The organism is Lyngbya sp. CCY1209, from assembly GCF_035615495.1.
GTDB lineage: Bacteria > Cyanobacteriota > Cyanobacteriia > Cyanobacteriales > Microcoleaceae > Limnospira.
This window is the reverse complement of record NZ_JAJENU010000260.1, coordinates 1-16,748: the sequence shown is the minus strand read 5'-3', so window position 1 is coordinate 16,748 and position 16,748 is coordinate 1. Positions and strand designations below refer to the sequence as shown.

Annotated in this window: 13 protein-coding genes; 10 read left to right on the top strand and 3 right to left on the bottom strand. The window is 56.3% G+C overall.

Annotation, left to right across the window (positions count from 1 at the left end; genetic code table 11):
* Positions 1–95: 95 nt before the first annotated feature.
* Both LKE08_RS07170 and LKE08_RS07165 read right to left on the bottom strand, forming a co-directional pair.
* The gene (locus tag LKE08_RS07170) at positions 96–878 is read right to left on the bottom strand and encodes a VWA domain-containing protein (protein WP_324703522.1); all 783 of its coding nucleotides are present in this window, start codon (positions 876–878) and stop codon (positions 96–98) included.
* A 98-nt stretch (positions 879–976) separates the two neighbouring features.
* A complete protein-coding gene (locus tag LKE08_RS07165) occupies positions 977–1,549 on the bottom strand; it encodes a TerD family protein (protein ID WP_324703560.1) in 573 nt (190 codons plus the stop codon).
* 200 nt (positions 1,550–1,749) lie between these two features.
* On the opposite strand from LKE08_RS07165, the gene LKE08_RS07160 reads away from it, so the two are divergent.
* The gene (locus LKE08_RS07160; protein ID WP_324703521.1) at positions 1,750–2,238 is read left to right on the top strand and encodes a helix-turn-helix domain-containing protein; all 489 of its coding nucleotides are present in this window, start codon (positions 1,750–1,752) and stop codon (positions 2,236–2,238) included.
* 225 nt (positions 2,239–2,463) lie between these two features.
* On the opposite strand, the gene psb34 is transcribed toward LKE08_RS07160, so the two are convergent.
* Positions 2,464–2,631, bottom strand: coding sequence for a photosystem II assembly protein Psb34 (psb34, locus tag LKE08_RS07155; protein ID WP_324703520.1), 168 nt, complete (start codon positions 2,629–2,631; stop codon positions 2,464–2,466).
* 291 nt (positions 2,632–2,922) lie between these two features.
* On the opposite strand from psb34, the gene LKE08_RS07150 reads away from it, so the two are divergent.
* The 9 genes from LKE08_RS07150 to LKE08_RS07110 all read left to right on the top strand — a co-directional run bounded on the left by LKE08_RS07150 (position 2,923) and on the right by LKE08_RS07110 (position 16,574).
* A complete protein-coding gene (locus LKE08_RS07150; RefSeq protein WP_324703519.1) occupies positions 2,923–4,083 on the top strand; it encodes an ABC transporter ATP-binding protein in 1,161 nt (386 codons plus the stop codon).
* 148 nt (positions 4,084–4,231) lie between these two features.
* Complete coding sequence (locus tag LKE08_RS07145) at positions 4,232–5,320, top strand: spermidine/putrescine ABC transporter substrate-binding protein (protein WP_324703518.1); 1,089 nt, start codon at positions 4,232–4,234, stop codon at positions 5,318–5,320.
* A 48-nt stretch (positions 5,321–5,368) separates the two neighbouring features.
* A complete protein-coding gene (locus tag LKE08_RS07140; RefSeq protein WP_324703517.1) occupies positions 5,369–6,280 on the top strand; it encodes an ABC transporter permease in 912 nt (303 codons plus the stop codon).
* Between the two features lie 65 nt (positions 6,281–6,345).
* Entirely contained in the window at positions 6,346–7,182 is an 837-nt protein-coding gene (locus LKE08_RS07135) for an ABC transporter permease (protein WP_324703559.1), read from the top strand.
* Positions 7,183–7,231: 49 nt separating this feature from the next.
* Positions 7,232–11,491, top strand: coding sequence for a PAS domain S-box protein (locus LKE08_RS07130; protein WP_324703516.1), 4,260 nt, complete (start codon positions 7,232–7,234; stop codon positions 11,489–11,491).
* Positions 11,475–12,992, top strand: a complete 1,518-nt coding sequence (locus tag LKE08_RS07125; RefSeq protein WP_324703515.1) for a diguanylate cyclase domain-containing protein — start codon at positions 11,475–11,477, stop codon at positions 12,990–12,992. The genes LKE08_RS07130 and LKE08_RS07125 overlap by 17 nt, the downstream gene beginning before the upstream one ends.
* A 124-nt stretch (positions 12,993–13,116) precedes the next feature.
* Complete coding sequence (locus tag LKE08_RS07120) at positions 13,117–13,308, top strand: hypothetical protein (protein ID WP_324703514.1); 192 nt, start codon at positions 13,117–13,119, stop codon at positions 13,306–13,308.
* Positions 13,309–13,449: 141 nt separating this feature from the next.
* Positions 13,450–14,742: a hypothetical protein gene (locus LKE08_RS07115; protein WP_324703513.1), complete on the top strand. Its 1,293-nt coding sequence runs from the start codon at positions 13,450–13,452 to the stop codon at positions 14,740–14,742.
* Positions 14,743–15,029: 287 nt separating this feature from the next.
* Positions 15,030–16,574 carry a phosphomannomutase/phosphoglucomutase gene (locus LKE08_RS07110; RefSeq protein WP_324703558.1) on the top strand — a complete coding sequence of 515 codons (1,545 nt, stop codon included), beginning with the start codon at positions 15,030–15,032 and terminating at the stop codon, positions 16,572–16,574.
* Positions 16,575–16,748: the final 174 nt, after the last annotated feature.

The following is a 16,748-nucleotide window of genomic DNA, read 5'->3' as shown; positions in this document are numbered from 1 at the left end:
AGAAACCCGGTTTCTTTAAAAAATAGCTTTCATAAAAACTACTATTTTAGCGGACATGAAATCAAGACAACAGCGCTCATTGCTATTCCCAACAATTAGCGCAATAATTGTTTTCGTTTTGCCGACTTCACCCAACCCGGATATTCGTTCATCAGCAATTCATAGAGGCGATCGTCGTCGATCATTTCCGGATCTTCCAAACTGAAGAAATCGGCGTTATCGACATGGCGATCGCTCATGTCGTCGAGATTTTCAAGAAACGTAAAATCGCTGGCAAATGTTTTTGCCAGCCACCCAAAGAACCCCTCTCCTTGAACGTCCTTGCGAGACTTGCCGATCGCCATGAATTGCCAAAAAATCGGCTCGAATGACGACCACCGCATTTGTTGCTCCGTTTCGGACTCGTCAAAGGTCGCCCCATCGGTCACAAACATTACATAAACCGGCTGCTTGGAAGAGACGGGCGATTTTCGACTTCCACCCCTCCCCAAAGGAAAGTAAAAGCTTCTGATCTTCTTCATCACCTTGCCGTAATACGTCCCCCCTTCCAAGGGATATTTTTCTTGCACTTCGGCAATGAAATTTTGAAAATTTGCCAAATTCATCGCACCGACTTGGTGCGGATTCTGTCCGAATAAAAAAATGTCGATCGCGCCATTATCATCAAACTGACACCCCAACGCCAGGATTTTTTCCGCGAGTCGTTGGATTTTTCCTGACAGATACAACCCAGACATCGAGCCGGAAATGTCGAGGCACAGCGCCACCTTGGCTCGGTGATTTTTCAAATCGGCTTTTTGGATCGAAATATCTGCCTTTTTAGCCAGATCGATCAGCGCGGGAGCTTCCCGTTCAATCTTTTCGAGTGATATCGCCATAATAGACCCCAATTGAACTGCTATCTGAACCCAAAAGATAAACCCCGTTCCCGAGTCGCGACTCGGGAACGAATCATCGACTTAAAATCTAAAAGACATCAAGACGCATATTGATCGACAAATTTTTGCAATCCCGCATTGTAGCCTTGTCCGACCGCTTGAAATCTCCACTCTCCATCTTTCTGATAAAGCCGTCCAAATTCGATGGCGGTTTCTCGCGAAAAATCCTCTTCCAGTTCGTACTTGGCAACTTCTTGACCGGTAACTTGGTCGTAGATTCTGATAAACGAATTCTTGACTTGTCCGAAATTTTGACGTCTCGCATCGGCTTCGTGAATAGTCACGACAAAAACCATCTCTCGAACCGCAGCATCCACTCGCGTCAAATCAATTTGAATGGCCTCATCATCTCCCGACCCTTGTCCAGTGCGATTATCTCCCATATGCTCGACCGCACCATCCGCCGATTTTTGATTATTGTAAAAAACAAAATATTGCTCATTGGGAATTTTTCCACTGGAACCCAGCATGAAAACCGAAGTGTCCAAATCAAATTCCGCCCCCGTATCCGTGGCATTGATATCCCATCCCAAACCAATGCCGGCTTGTTTCATGCCGGGAGCTTCTTTGGAGAGATTAATTCTTTCCCCTTTGCCGAGATTGATCCCCATTGCTGCATCCTCTTTAAAAATAAGAATTCGCGGAAAAGCGTCCGGCGCCATTCCGGAGTAAAACGACGTTTTTTTACCGATTTAAATATGGGATGTCGCGTCGCTTTCAGTTAATGATAAACCGATTTCGGTTTTCTTTTTCTTGATGTGCGTCAGGAATTGTGTTAGGATTTCATCAGGAATTGTCGGAACTGAAAGCTATGGCATCGACTGACCAGCAGTTTTCCCAAGCGGCACAGCACTGGGACTTGGAAACCCTGTACGCCGACTTAGCCTCTGCCAAGGGAAAGCGCCTCACCCCCGTCGAAAAGCTCCACCTGCGGGGACTCCTGTGCAGTTACAGTCCGTCGGAAATCGCCGAACAGTTAGGTAAAAATGTCAATGGCGTCGAAACTGATCTCTGCGCCAGTATCTATAGATATGTTAAAAGTTTGGTTAACAAATGTAACGAAAAAGTAGAAAACTGGCGCAACATTGCGGAATGGCTGGAGGAAGCCGGCTACAAAACTCAATCTTCTGCCACAGTAGATGCCAATCAGTTATTGCCAGAAAAGAGTATTGTTAACATTACCAAAATAAATATCGAGCAAAATCAATTGGTGATTGACATCAACTTGAGGATACCGACGGCTCAGGATGCAGAACAGCTCGTCCAAGATCTGAATTTTAAAAATGGTATCGACACCTAGAACGAACTGACTGTCGGGTGGGAAGTAGCAACCGGGTTTCTTTGTCCATCTCTCATGACAACAGAGACACCCTCGTAGAAACCCGGTTTCTTGAAAAATATAATCTGCGATCATCTGCGAAATCTGTGGACAAAAACTTTAAAAAGCAAAAAAAAACCGGCATCGCCGGCTCAGATATCAATTAGGAGACTTCCATGCAGGAAGGGAGAACAAAACTGTCGCGGGTTAGCTGACGCTGACTGCCACCACCAATACAGAGGCGAGGAGGAGGATAGCCGCCGCACCTTGGAGGAGATAGTTGCGCTGTTGCTGAGACGAAGGTGCATCGGCGCAATACATCTTCGGTTCCTTGGCAAAGTTGTTGAGAAGGCCGTTATCCTCGGTGGTGTACATGGTGCTTGGCTCCGTTGTTTGACCGCTATGTAAATAAATGTAACAGAAGCGTTACGTTTTGTAAATAGGGGTTGACAAATTTTTTTTTCGTCCTCACCAATTTAGCGGTCAGCTTGCGGCCGATCGCCCCCTCTCAGTAGATTTCGGGGTTTTCCGCGATCCCAGCAGTTCCGGCGGTTGCCGTGGCGGGCGACAGCTTCTTTCCCGACTCGCGATCGCCCCATCATCTTGTCAGCCCAGATTCCATCAGATAAGCTAAGGGAGGGACATCTCCTCACACGCGAGGCAACTATGCTACAAACCGCAGCGCAAAACCCGGGTGCAGTTCAAAGCGACTCCGGACTGGATGTAGAACTCCGCAAAGTCTTCAAAGTCTTCAACGGCGAAACGGCAGTTCGGGGAGTCGATCTCGATGTCCGCCGGGGGGAATTTTTCAGCATCTTGGGGCCGTCGGGCTGCGGAAAAACCACCACGCTGCGCCTAGTCGCCGGATTCGAGATGCCCTCGGCCGGAGAAGTGCTCATCCGCGGCCAGTCGATGAACCAGATCCCCCCCTACCAACGTCCCGTCAACACCGTCTTTCAAAGTTACGCCCTATTCAACCACATGAACGTCTGGGACAACATCGCCTTCGGGTTGAAACTGAAGCGGCGGGGGAAAGCGGAAATCGAAGAAAAAGTGCGCGAAGCCCTGCAACTGGTGAAGATGGAATCGTTTGCCAACCGCTACCCCGCCCAGATGTCCGGCGGGCAGCAGCAGCGGGTGGCCCTAGCCCGCGCCCTGGTGAACCGTCCGGCGGTGCTGCTGTTGGACGAACCCCTGGGGGCGCTGGATCTGAAGCTGCGGAAACAGATGCAGATCGAACTGTCCAACCTGCACCGCAACCTGGGTTTGACGTTTGTTATGGTTACGCACGACCAAGAAGAGGCGATGAGTCTGTCCGATCGCATCGCGGTCATGCACGAAGGCCGCATCGAACAGATCGGCACCCCCAACGAAATTTACGAATATCCGCGATCGCCCTTTGTCGCCGACTTTATCGGGGATACCAACCTATTTCGGGGTCGGGTGAAAGCGGCCGACGCCTCCGGCCTGCGAGTGGTGACGGAAACCGGCCTGCAACTGGTCATCGCCCCGGGCAAACGGCGGGCCGCCGGCACCGGGTCGCGAACGCCGGTCCAACTCCGACCCGGGACCGATGCGGTGGTCAGCGTCCGGCCGGAGAAAATCTCCCTCACCTCCCATCCGGCGGACGGCCAGTGCAACAGCTTTGAAGGTCAGTTGATCGACCGGATGTATCTAGGGACCCACATTCAATATGTGGTGAAACTGAAGACGGGAGAAACCGTCATGGTGCGTCAGGGACCTGGCGGCGGCGATATTCCCTCGGTTTGGGACCCCACCTACATCTGCTGGAAACCCGAAGATGGTCTCGCCCTCCCCGAACGATAACTGAAAATAATTGATAATTGATAATTGATAATTGATAATTCATTGGCTGCAAATGTGGGAAAATGGGATTAATTGTTCGCGGGTTGGATGCCAACGGTAGATAACAGTGCCTCCAAAGAATTTCCGTCCAGTTCGATTTCCCGGGGGAATGACCCGGCGCCAGTTTTTGCAAACCTCGGCGGCCGGGGCGATCGCATCTTCGGCGTCCGGGTGCGGGTGGACGCTGGCCGAGGTACAAACCCAGGCCAGCAGCCGCGTGTCCTCGGATACCCTGTACATCTACACCTGGGCGGGGTACACCGATCGCGACCTCCTGGACCGCTTCAGCCAAGAAACGGGCCTGAAGGTGGTGGCGGACGTGTTCGACTCCAACGAGTCGATGCTGGCGCGGGTGCAGGCCGGGGGCGCGGGTGCCTACAGCGTCATCTACCCCTCCGAATACATGGTGCAGAAAATGGTGGAACTGGGGCTGCTGGCCGAATTGGACCATTCTCTGCTCGTCGGTTTGGAAGACCTATTTCCCCAATTCCAAAACCCGGCCCACGATCCGGACTCCAAATACAGCATCCCCATCAGTTGGGGCACCACGGGGCTCATTTACAACCGCAAATTGCTCGACAGCGAGCCGGAGGACTGGGACTATATTTGGGAGAATCAAGACCAACTCGCCAAGCGGATGACCCTGGTCAACGACGTGCGGGAGGTGATGGGAGCCAGTTTGCGGCGGTTGGGCCACTCCTACAACAGCACCGATCCCGAACACATCCGCCGCGCCTACGAAGAATTGGTGAAAATCCGGCCGGCGATCGCATCCTTCACCACCGACGCATGGCGGCCCCAAATCATCGTCGGGGACCTGCTCCTGGCGATGTGCTACTCCTCCGACGCGGCCGAAGTGATGCCGGAAAATGAGGATCTGGCCTACATCACCCCGGACAGCGGCTCCTCCCTGTGGATCGACACCCTGGTCATTCCCAAAAGTGCGCCGAACCCGGACGGGGCCTACCAGTGGATCAACTTCATGCTGCAGCCGGACGTGGCCGCCCAAATTGTCGAACGCCTCAGCTTCGCCACCCCCTCCCGGGTGGCGTTCCGCAAACTCCCCAAAGAACTCCGCAACGATCGAGCCCTGTTTCCGCCGGAAAGCGTGATCGCCCGGAGTGAAACCCTCTCGCCCCTGCCCCCGGAAATCAACGCCCTGTTCGATCGCTACTGGACCCGTCTCACCAGCGGTTAACTGGCGGCGGGTACATCGACGACCATTACCTCCACCGTTGCTGACGCTATGGCTGTATCTACCCCCCCACTCACGCCTCCCCCACCGCCCCAACCCAAAACCGGCATCGGCCAAAAGTGGTCAAAATTGGCGGGGCCGCTGCTCCTTCTCGGGCCGGCCGGACTGTGGCTGCTGCTGCTGCTGGTGCTGCCGACCCTGGTGATTTTTCAACTCAGTTTGGTGGCCGACATCCGCCCGGGGGATGTGGTCAACCCCGACGGCATCGCCAACTACCTGCGGGTGTTCGACCCCGTGAATTTGAGGGTGATCGGGCGATCGGTCTTTTTCGCCACCGGCACCACCGTCCTCTGTCTGCTGCTGGGATTTCCCGTCGCCTACTGGATCGCCCAGATGGCCCCCAAACCCTGGCGCAACCTCTTATTGTTGGGGTTCGTGCTCCCCCTGTGGACCTCTTCCCTGCTGCGCTCCTACGCCTGGATCACCATCCTGCGGCCGACGGGGGTCCTCAACTCGTTTTTGGGCTTCGTCGGACTGCCGGCCCTGGAACTGCTCAACCGCACCCCGGCGGTGTTGATCGGCATGGCTTACAGCTACCTGCCCTACATGGTGACGGTGCTCTACGCCTCCCTGGAAAAACTCGATCGCCGCCTGCTGGAGGCCTCGGCGGATTTGGGAGCCCAACCCGCGACGACCTTCTGGAAAATTACCGTCCCCCAGGCGAGGGCGGGGATCGTGGCGGGGGGGCTGCTGGTGTTTATCAGCGCCCTGGGGGATTTCGTCGATCCGGAACTGCTCGGCGGCGCGTCGAGCATGACGGTTTCCCGCCTCATCTACAATCAATTTTTGGGGGCGACCCAAAATTGGGGCTTCGGTTCCGCCCTGAGCATGGTGCTGATTTTCGGCGTCAGCATCGCGATCGCCCTGTTGATCCGCTACGGCGACGGCCGGCCGTCAAAATAGGGAATAGGGAATCGGTATTAGGGAGTCGGGAGAAAGAAACTCAATTGTCAATTATCAATTATTCCATGCAGGATATCCAACATCACCGCTCTGACGCCCCTTTAGAGATGGAAAAGGCTAAACCTAAATTTCGGGTTTCTTGGCAGGTCATCTTTGTCGGCTTCATGTATTTCTATATGTACCTGCCGATTTTTGTCCTGACGTTTTACAGTTTCAACAAGTCCCGCTACAGTGCGGGGTGGGAGGGATTCACCTGGCAGTGGTACGTCCGGCTGTTCCAAGATACCCGCATTCTCAACGCCCTCAAAAATAGCCTCGCCGTGGGTTTGACGGCGGTGGCGATTTCGGCGGTGCTGGGGACGCTGATGGCGGTGGGGCTGGCGCGATTTCGGTTTCCGGGCAAGGGGTTGTATTTGGGGGTTTCTTACCTGCCGCTGATCGTGCCCGACATTGCGATCGCCGTTTCGACGCTGGTGTTTCTGGCGGCTTTGGCGATTCCCCTGAGCCTCTGGACGATCGTTTCCGCCCACATCGTCTTCTGCCTCGCCTACGTCGCCCTGGTGGTGTCTACCCGCCTCGCCGATTTAGACCCGAACTTGGAAGAAGCGGCCCTGGATTTGGGGGCGACTCCGGTGGAGGCGTTCGTGAAAGTGCTCCTGCCCCAACTGATGCCGGGAATTATTTCGGGGTGTCTGCTGGCCTTCGTCCTGAGCATGGACGATTTTTTGATTGCCAGTTTTACGGCCGGCAGCGGCGCGACCACGTTGCCGATGGAAATTTTCAGCCGCATCCGGACGGGGGTGAAACCGGACATCAACGCCCTCAGCGTCCTGTTAATTTTGGGGTCGGGGATGCTGGCTTTCGCGGGGGAATTCATCCGCAATCGGGGGGAGAAAAAATAGAGAATTATTAATGATTAATTATGAATGATTAATTGTTGAGAGGCCAGCCATGCATCCAGAGTTACCCGCTTCATCCCCGGCCAATGTGCTCGTCGTCGATGATACGCCCGCCAACCTGAGAGTGCTGACTCGAATGTTGTCGAGGCGGGGATATGCGGTGCAGGTGGCGAACTCCGGAGCCCTGGCCCTGGAGTTGGCGCGGTCTCACCCGCCGGATCTGATCTTGCTCGATATCATGATGCCGGATATGGACGGCTACCAGGTGTGCGATCGCCTGAAAGCGGACCGAGAAACCGGGGAGATTCCCGTGATTTTTATCAGCGTTTTACATGAATCCTTAAATAAGGTGAAAGCCTTTTCGGTCGGGGGGGCGGACTACATTACCAAACCCTTTGAAATCGTGGAAGTGATCGCCCGGGTCGAACATCAACTGAAATTGCGATCGCTGCAACGGCAATTGCAGGCGGAAGTCGAACACCACAAGGCCACGACCCGGCGGCTGAGAATTCTGGAGCGGGCCGTTGCCGAATCCACCAACGGGATCGCGATCGCCGACGCCGGGGCGCCAGACCGCCCCCTCGTCTACGTCAACCGGGGGTTCGAGCGGATCACGGGCTACAAGCGCGAAGAAGTTTTGGGGAAAAACTGTCGCTTCCTGCAGGGCAAACGGCGAGATCAGCCCGCCCTGGCTGCCCTGAGAGCGGCTCTGGATACAGGGGAACCCTGCCAGGTGCGACTCCAGAACTACCGCCGGGACGGGACGCCCTTCTGGAACGAACTGAACATTTCCCCGGTCCACGACGAAGATGGCGCCGTCTCCCACTTCATCGGCGTGCAAACCGATGTCAGCGATCGCGTGGCGGTGGAGGAGGCTCTGCGGGAGAGCCAAAGCCGTCTGGCGGAGGCGGAACGCATCGCCCACCTGGGTTACTGGTCCTTCGACCTGGACTCCCGAACCATCGCCTGGTCCGATGAGGTGTTTCGCATCTACGGACTCGACCCCCTGCTGGCCCATCCCACCTACGAACAACTGCTCGAACAAACCCACCCCGAAGATATCCCGCTCTTCGAGGAAAACGTCCGACGCTGCATCGCCGAAGGCGAACCCTACGAACACGAGATCCGGATCTTCGGGCCCGACGGCGAGATGCGCCACACCCTGGGGAAGGGGGAAGTGTCCCGGGACTCGTCGGGGCGGGTGGCGCAGATTTTCGGGACGGTCCAGGACATCACCGATCGCAAGCGGGCCGAAGCCGCCCTCTGGGAATACCAGCAGTTCCTGCAACTGATCATGGACAGCGTCCCCCAGGCGATCTTTTGGAAAGATCGGGATTTAATCTATCGGGGGTGCAACCGAAATTTTGCCGAAGTTGCCGGGTTGGAATCGACCCGGGATGTGCTCGGCAAGACGGATTACGATTTGCCCTGGGGGGAGATGGAGGGGGACTGGTACCGGCAGTGCGATCGCCGGGTGATGGATTCCGACCGGCCCGAATACCGTTTCCTGGAGACGATGCTGCGGCACGACGGGTTGCTGCGGTGGATCGAAACCAGCAAAATTCCCCTCCACGACGCCTCGGGAAACGTGGTGGGCATTTTGGGCACCTTCGACGACATCACGGAACGGCGGGAAATGGAAGAGGCCCTCTGGGAGCGGGAGAGCCTGCTGCGGACTCTGGGGGACAACCTAGACCGGGGGGTGATTTACCAACTGATCCGGGAGCCGGACGGCTCGTTCCACTTTTCCCACATCAGCGCGGGAATCGAGCGCTGGGTGGGGGTGACGCCGGAGGCCGTGATGGACGACCCGAGGATTTTGTACGATTTGATCGTGGAGGAGGACCGGCGGCGATACGATCGCCTCCTGGAAATCTCCTGCCGCGACCTGTCGGGCTTTTCGATGCAGGTGCGGAAGCGCACCCCCGACGGGAGCATCCGCTGGTCTCAGTTGCGAGCCGTCCCCCGGCGCCGGTCGGACGGGGGGACGATCTGGGACGGCCTGGAGATGGACATCACCGACCTCAAACAGGTGGAACGGCAACTGGCCGAGCGAGAAACCCGACTGCGGGCGATCTTCGAGCAGGCGGCGGTGGGCATTAACCAGGCGGACTTTGACTCCGGTTTATTCATCCGGGCGAACCGGCATTTTTGCGAGTTGTTGGGCTACACCGAGGCGGAACTGTACCGGAAAACCTACCGGGAGGTGACGCACCCGGAGGACGTGGAACGCTACGACGGGCTGATGGCCAGACTCTACCACCAACAGATCCCGTCCCTGTGCATCGAGAAGCGCTACATCCGCAAGGACCGGACGCCGGTCTGGACCCAGGTGAGCCTGTCCCTGATTTTCAATGCCGAGGGCCGGCCGATTTCCGACCTGGCGATCGTGGTGGACATCAGCGATCGCCGCCGGGCTCAACAGGCCCTCAAACGCTCCCAGGCCCGCCTGGAAAGTCTGGCGACGAACATCCCCGGCGCCATTTACAGCTACGTCGCCCGCTGTCCGGACAGGTTTTGGTTTGAATACATGAGCGAGGGCTCTCGGGAACTGTTCGGGGTGGAGCCGGAACAGGTGTTGGCCGATCCGAACCTGCTGTCGAACCAAATCCACCCGGACGACCGCGAGGACTACTACCGGAAAGTCGTCGCCAGCATGGCCGACCTGACCCCCTTTTCCCACGAGTGGCGCCACGTCCTCCCCTCGGGGGAAACCCGCTGGATTTTGGGCAATTCCCGGCCGGAGCGCCGGGAAAATGGCGATGTCGTCTGGCACGGGGTGGTTTTGGACGTGAGCGATCGCAAGCGGGCGGCCCAGGAGTTGCTGCGGGCCAAGGAAAGGGCGGAGTTGGCGAGTCAGGCGAAAAGTACCTTTTTGGCGAACATGAGCCACGAGCTGCGGACGCCGTTGAATGCGGTGCTGGGATTCGCCCAAATCCTCGGCCACGCCGACAACCTCACCGCCGGCCAGCACAACAACCTCCGCATCATCCAGCGCAGTGGCGAACATTTGCTGAGTCTGATCAACGACATCCTCGACCTGTCTAAAATTGAAGCGGGGCGGGTGACGATCGCCGAGGAGGCCTTCGACCTGTGGCGGATGATGGACGAACTTCGGGATCTGTTCGGTCTCAAGGCCAGCCAAAAAAACCTCCATTTGAATTGTGTCCGCTCCCCGGACGTGCCGCAATTCATCCGCGGCGATCGCCTCAAATTGCGACAGATCCTGATCAACCTCCTGGGCAACGCCATCAAGTTCACCGACCGGGGCCGGGTGGAGTTGCGGGCGTCTCGCGTCTCTCCATCGGACTCCGGAGCGACCTGCCGCCTGCGCCTGGGGGTGGCTGACACCGGGGTGGGGATGACCCCGGAGGAAGTTTCGCAGCTCTGCGAGCCGTTTTTTCAGGCTCGGGCGGGTCGGGAATCCCAGGAGGGGACGGGGTTGGGGTTGTCGATCTGTCAAAAATACCTGCACCTGCTCGGAGCTCGGCTGGAGATCCGCTCGGAAGTGGGGCAGGGGACGGCGTTTGAATTCGAGTTGGATGTGATGCCGGCGGAGTCGGCCGAACCCGAGCCTCCCCCCCAAAAAGAAGCGATCGCCCTCCCCCCGGATGCCCCGCCGCCCCTCCACGGGGACACCCGCCCCCGCATTCTGATCGTGGAAGATAAGGTTTACAACCGCCAACTGCTCCAACAGATGCTCTCCCCTCTGGGGGTGGAGCTGCGGGAGGCTCGGGACGGCCTGGAGGCGATCGCGGTGTGGCAGTCGTTTCGCCCCCACCTGATTTGGATGGATCTGAGGATGCCCCGGGCGGACGGCTACGAGGCGACCCGGACGATCCGAAAATTGGAGCGCTCCGCACCGCCGTCCGGGGACGCTCCGGAGCGGACGATTATTGTCGCTTTGACCGCCAGCGCCTTTGAAGAGGAGCGGATTTTGGCGATCGAGGCGGGCTGCGACGATTTTCTCTACAAACCGATCCAAATGTCCACCCTGCTCGCCTGTATGTCCGATTACTTGGGCGTCCGCTACACGGATGCCGAGGTGGCGGCGGTGGTCGAGTCCGAACCCCCGGATGTGGCTCGGGTCGCCGAACAATTGGCTCAAATGTCCGCCGGCTGGCGCACGGCCCTGGCCGATGCGGTCATGACGCTCAACGAGACGGAAATACGGCGACTGGTGGGGGAAATTCCCCCGGAACGCTCGGAGTTGGCGATCGCGCTCCGGCACTGTGCGGAGAACTTTGATTACGAACAGATTTGGCAGATGCTAGAAGAACAAACTGATTTGAATTATGAACCTTCCGAATGAGCCTCCGACTCCCTCAACTATTCTCGTCGTTGACGACATTCCCAACAACCTGCGCCTGCTTCAAGATCTGCTGCGAAAACAGGGCTACGATGTCCGCCTTGCCCCCAGCGGCAAGTTGGCGCTCCGCAGCCTGACGCGCTTTGCGCCGGATTTGATCCTCCTGGATATCATGATGCCGGAGATGGACGGCTACCAGGTGTGCCGGCAAATCAAAGCCGACCCGGAAATGGGGAACGTTCCGGTTATTTTTTTGAGCGCTTTGGATGAGGGGTTGGACAAGGCGAAGGCGTTCGAGGTGGGGGGGGCGGACTACATCACGAAGCCGTTTCAGATGGAAGAGGTGCTCGCCCGCATCCGCAATCAACTCGCCCTCCATTCCCTGCAAAAACAACTGCAAGAAACCAATCAAACCCTCGCCGAGCAAAATCGAGAGTTGCAACTCTCGGCCCGGGAAACTCGCCTGCTGCTGAGGGCGACTTGGGCGATCGGCCGCGCGCCGGATTTTCGGGTGGCGATCGCGGCGGTTCTGGATGCGGTCTGCGAAAATATCCTCTGGGAATATGGGGAAGCTTGGCAGCCGGACTCCGAGTGCCAGGTGTTGGAATATATCGCCAACCCCCAGGGCACGGACGCCCGATTTGCCGCCTTTCAACGGGATTCGAGCCGGCGCACTTTCGCCCCCGGACGGGGGATTGCCGGCCGGGTCTGGCTCTCCCGACAACCGGAATGGATCGAAGATTGTTCGACCTGTTCCCCCGATATTTATGATCGCGCCCCCATTGCGGAGCGGGCGGGTTTGAAGGCTATGTTCGGTGTCCCGATTTTGCTGGGGGACGAGGTGTCGGCGGTTCTGGTGTTTTACAATACCCGGGCTATTCCCTGCCAGCCGCGGACTTTGGAATTGGTGCGGGCCGTGGCCGCACAACTGAGTTTTCCCCTCCAGCAGGCCCGCCTCTACCAACAGCTCCAACAGGCGAACCGGGAACTGGAACGGCTGGCCCGGTTGGACGGACTGACGCAGGTCGCCAACCGCCGCCATTTCGACGAGGTTTTGGGGCGGGAGTGGCGGCGGATGCGGCGGGAACGGTCGCCGCTCGCGGTCATTTTGTGCGATGTGGACTATTTCAAAAACTACAACGACCAGTACGGACATCTGGCGGGGGACGACTGTCTGATTCAGGTGGCCCGGGCCCTCGATCGCTCGGCGATGCGCCCAACCGATTTGGTGGCCCGCTACGGGGGGGAGGAATTTGCCGTCATCCTGTCGAATACCGATACTCAGGGAGCTGTGGAGGTGGCTCGCCGCATCCAGGACGCGATCGCGGCTCTCGAAATTCCCCACGAGACGTCCGGCGTCAGCGATCGCCTCACGGTCAGCCAGGGTATTTTCAGCTTGATTCCCACCCCGGAAAGTTCCCCAGACCGGCTCCTCCACGCCGCCGATGTCGCCCTCTACCAAGCCAAACAGAAAGGTCGCGATTGCTTCGCGATCGGGACTTGATGGGCGATTTCGTCACCCCGAACCCGCGATCGCTCCAATTCTGTAATTCTTGTTACAGATTGATTTGTCTGTATTTTTTGATACAAAATTGGTATCGGTAGTCCGGAACACCGGGAGTATCAATATGAACATTCGAGAATATTCCAAACGCCTGGAAAGGATATCCCCCAACGAAGATCTGCTGGGGATGGTGCTGGTCGTCGTCGTCGGTTCCCTGGCCCTGGCATCGATCCCCATCCTGAATCCGGTGGATTTGAGCGTCACCGCAGAGACTGTCCCCCATGAGGCCAGTTTGTGGGACGGCTGCAAAGATTGAAATTGGTGTTTTTAATACTTTCCGACTTGCCAAATTTTCTGTACGGATTGATACAACCGATCGCGATTTTTTTCTAATTTGCCAAAACCCGAAAAAATCCTTACCATGCGAGGTGTAATCCTTGAAGTTGGGATCACTGCGGTGAAAGAACAGCGACAGTTGGGACTTGTTTCCCTCGCCACTTTACTGGTATCCGCCCACTACGGCTTGGGGTTTATCCTGGGGACGGCAGAAAAATCGTTTTTGAACGGGGCGGCGGGGAGTCTCTACGCGATCGCCATCGGACTGGGGACAATCGCCCTGGCGTTTCTCGCCAAATTCTACTGGGTGGAAGTCGAGCAAATTTGGACTTTACTCGGCGATCGCTACGGCAAACCCGTCAAAATCGGCGTCGGTTTGATGTCCTGGACTTCATTGATCGGCATCGCCGCCGTCCAGTTGATCGCGGCCGCCGCCATCCTCAACGTCGCCGGAATTCCGACCCTTACGAGTCTCATTTTTTTGGCTATTTCATTTTGTTTGATTTCCCTTCTTCCCGTCGAACGGGCGAGTTTAATCTTTCGGGTTTTGCTCCTTTCTAATATCCTCGCCCTCGCCTATTGTTTGTGGCAAATAGACGGCGGTATTTCTTATTTTGAAACCGTCCAAAATTTTGTGCCAGAAGTCGGGGCGATGGATGTCCGGGGTACCTTGGGAGTGATGATTTCCACCGTTTTATTGGTGGCGATCGATATGAAATGCCAGCAGTTTGTCGTCCGGGCGAAAAGTATTAAAATCGCCCGCTGGGGATGTATCGTCGCCGGCATTTGCCTGATGATTTTGGCGTTTTTACCGGGGGCGGTAGCGATCGCGGCACAACGTTCTGGAGTCCTGCCGGGGGCGATCGACGGAAAGTCTTTAATTCCCTACGTCCTGTTTTGGGTGGGGAATCGGACTCACCCCGCGATCGGTATTATATTGATTTTAATTTTGGCGGTTCCGGCTTTGGGAATTGGCAGCAATATCCTCCGCATCCAAACCAAAACGGTGCTGGATTTGGAACTCGTGGAAAATCGGTTTACCAACCGCGTCTTCGTAACATCGCTCAACGCCCTGTTGGCGTTCGGCATCGCCCTCAGAGGTGGGGAGATCGTCGGCTTGATTTTGTGCTTCTACGCCGCCTATGCCTCGGTGTTGTGGGTTCCCTTGATCGCCTATTTTTTGTCGGATTTTAAAGGGTTTATCGTGTCGCCAACGAGCGTCCGATTCGGGTTTGCGATCGGCAGTTTGGCGGCTTTGTCCGGGTTGGGAATCAGCCTCATTCAACCGCAGGCGATGTGGTTCGATAGCGTCGAACTCACTATTCTGGTTTTGGGGTTGGGATTCAGCAGTTTGGGATTGTTGGGAACCCGCGCGATCGAAAAACTGTTTCCCGTCCGCGTCGGTTCATCTTAAAGTCGGGAGTCGGGAGTCGGGAGTCGAGAATTAGGGAATGGGGAGTCGGGAGTCGGGAGTCGGGAGTCGAGTTTTCCCGTTCCTTTTTCCCGAACTATTGCCTGTTGCCTATTGCCTATTGCCTCTCTTAAGGGAGTCGATCCGGTTAATAACCGGATCTGATATCATACTGTCGCGACACAATCTTAAATTATCCTTAAATATGGCGGGGCTGACGGCCGATCGCCGAATACTGATATCTATCTATGATAACCTATAACCACTCGATCGCAGCCGGGGAAAAGTTGATGACCATTCAAATCACCGAGTTAGACTGGAAAAAACTGCAAAACGGTTCCGATATCCGGGGTGTCGCCCTCGAAGGGGTCGAGAATGAACCCGTCAATTTGACTCCCGAAATTGCGGGGATTTTGGGCAAGGCATTCGTCACTTGGTTGGCGGAAAAATTGAAGCGATCGCCCGCAGAATTGACCGTTGCCGTGGGGCGGGACAGCCGCATTTCCGGCCCCGAATTGATGGCGGCGACGATGGAAGGAATCGCCTCGACGGGGTGTCGGGTTTACGATTTTGCGATCGCCTCCACTCCCGCCATGTTCGTGAGTACCGTCACGCCGGGATGGGAGTGCGACGGGGCGATCATGTTGACGGCCAGCCACCTGCCTTTCAACCGCAACGGCTTGAAGTTTTTTACGGCCGATGGGGGCTTGGATAAGGGGAATATTTCCGATATTTTAGAATTGGCGGAAAAGAACGATTTCAACACCTCCGATTCCCCGGGAAGCATCACCCAACATGATTTTATCTCCGTCTATGCAGAAGGGTTAGTGAATACCATTCGGAAAGGGGCGAACCATCCCGAAGATTTTGACAAGCCTTTAAAAGGATTAAAAATTATCGTCGATGCCGGCAACGGTGCGGGGGGATTCTACGCGGAAAAGGTGTTGAAACCGCTGGGGGCGGATATTTCGGGAAGCCAATTTTTGGAACCGGACGGCACGTTTCCGAACCACGTCCCCAACCCGGAAAATGGGGCAGCGATGGAGTCGATTTGCAAGGCGGTAGTTGAGAATCAGGCGGATTTTGGTATTATTTTCGATACGGACGTCGATCGCGGCGCGGCGGTGGATAAAGATGGCAAGGAACTCAACCGAAATCGTTTGATCGCGTTAATTTCCGCGATCGTCTTGCAGGAACATCCGGGTTCGACGATTGTCACGGACTCCATCACCTCCGACGGTTTGACCCAGTTTATCGAAGGGGAATTGAAGGGAGTGCACCACCGCTTCAAACGGGGTTACAAAAATGTGATCAACGAAGCGATAAAATTGAACGAAAGCGGACAGGAATCCGGGCTGGCGATCGAAACCTCCGGCCACGGCGCCATGAAGGAAAACTACTTCTTGGACGACGGCGCCTATTTGGTGAGTAAGTTATTGATCGAGTTGGCGAAAACCCACCGAGAGGGCAAATCTTTGACCGATTTGATCGCCAATTTGCGGGAACCGGAGGAGAGTCGGGAAATTCGCATCAAGATTTTGGCGGACGACTTCAAATCCTACGGCAATCAAATCATCGACGACCTGAAACAGTTCGTTTCCCAACAGGAAGATTGGGAAATCGTCCCCAAGAATTACGAGGGGGTGCGGGTGGCGTGCAAGTCGCCGGCGGAGGACGGGTGGTTTTTGCTGCGGCTGTCGCTGCACGACCCCGTTTTGCCGCTGAATATCGAATCGAATGTCGAAGGCGGTGTGGCGGAGATTTCCGGGCGGCTGTTCGAGTTTTTTGAGGCGATCGCTCATTTGGATATCTCGGAGTTTTCGGCGGGGAAATGAGGGGAGTCGGGAATCGGGAATCGGGAACTTTTCACTGTTCACTTTTCACTGCCGACGACAGGAGTGGGAAATCGCGGGTATGCTGTCTGACAGAGCGTCACGTAAAATCTCCGATACGTTTGGAAGCTCTGTCTCTTTAGAGCAGGGAGGAAAAACGAACGGCGGCTTTAGTCG

What these genes read in the sequence shown, in the direction of transcription:
- LKE08_RS07160 (WP_324703521.1), top strand. Translation starts at nt 1,750, where the DNA reads ATGGCATCGACTGACCAGCAGTTTTCCCAAGCGGCACAGCACTGGGAC.
- LKE08_RS07110 (WP_324703558.1), top strand. Translation starts at nt 15,030, where the DNA reads ATGACCATTCAAATCACCGAGTTAGACTGGAAAAAACTGCAAAACGGT.
- LKE08_RS07120 (WP_324703514.1), top strand. Translation starts at nt 13,117, where the DNA reads ATGAACATTCGAGAATATTCCAAACGCCTGGAAAGGATATCCCCCAAC.
- LKE08_RS07145 (WP_324703518.1), top strand. Translation starts at nt 4,232, where the DNA reads ATGACCCGGCGCCAGTTTTTGCAAACCTCGGCGGCCGGGGCGATCGCA.
- LKE08_RS07125 (WP_324703515.1), top strand. Translation starts at nt 11,475, where the DNA reads ATGAACCTTCCGAATGAGCCTCCGACTCCCTCAACTATTCTCGTCGTT.
- LKE08_RS07165 (WP_324703560.1), bottom strand. Translation starts at nt 1,549, where the DNA reads ATGGGGATCAATCTCGGCAAAGGGGAAAGAATTAATCTCTCCAAAGAA.
- LKE08_RS07170 (WP_324703522.1), bottom strand. Translation starts at nt 878, where the DNA reads ATGGCGATATCACTCGAAAAGATTGAACGGGAAGCTCCCGCGCTGATC.
- LKE08_RS07135 (WP_324703559.1), top strand. Translation starts at nt 6,346, where the DNA reads ATGCAGGATATCCAACATCACCGCTCTGACGCCCCTTTAGAGATGGAA.
- LKE08_RS07150 (WP_324703519.1), top strand. Translation starts at nt 2,923, where the DNA reads ATGCTACAAACCGCAGCGCAAAACCCGGGTGCAGTTCAAAGCGACTCC.
- LKE08_RS07140 (WP_324703517.1), top strand. Translation starts at nt 5,369, where the DNA reads ATGGCTGTATCTACCCCCCCACTCACGCCTCCCCCACCGCCCCAACCC.
- psb34 (WP_324703520.1), bottom strand. Translation starts at nt 2,631, where the DNA reads ATGTACACCACCGAGGATAACGGCCTTCTCAACAACTTTGCCAAGGAA.
- LKE08_RS07130 (WP_324703516.1), top strand. Translation starts at nt 7,232, where the DNA reads ATGCATCCAGAGTTACCCGCTTCATCCCCGGCCAATGTGCTCGTCGTC.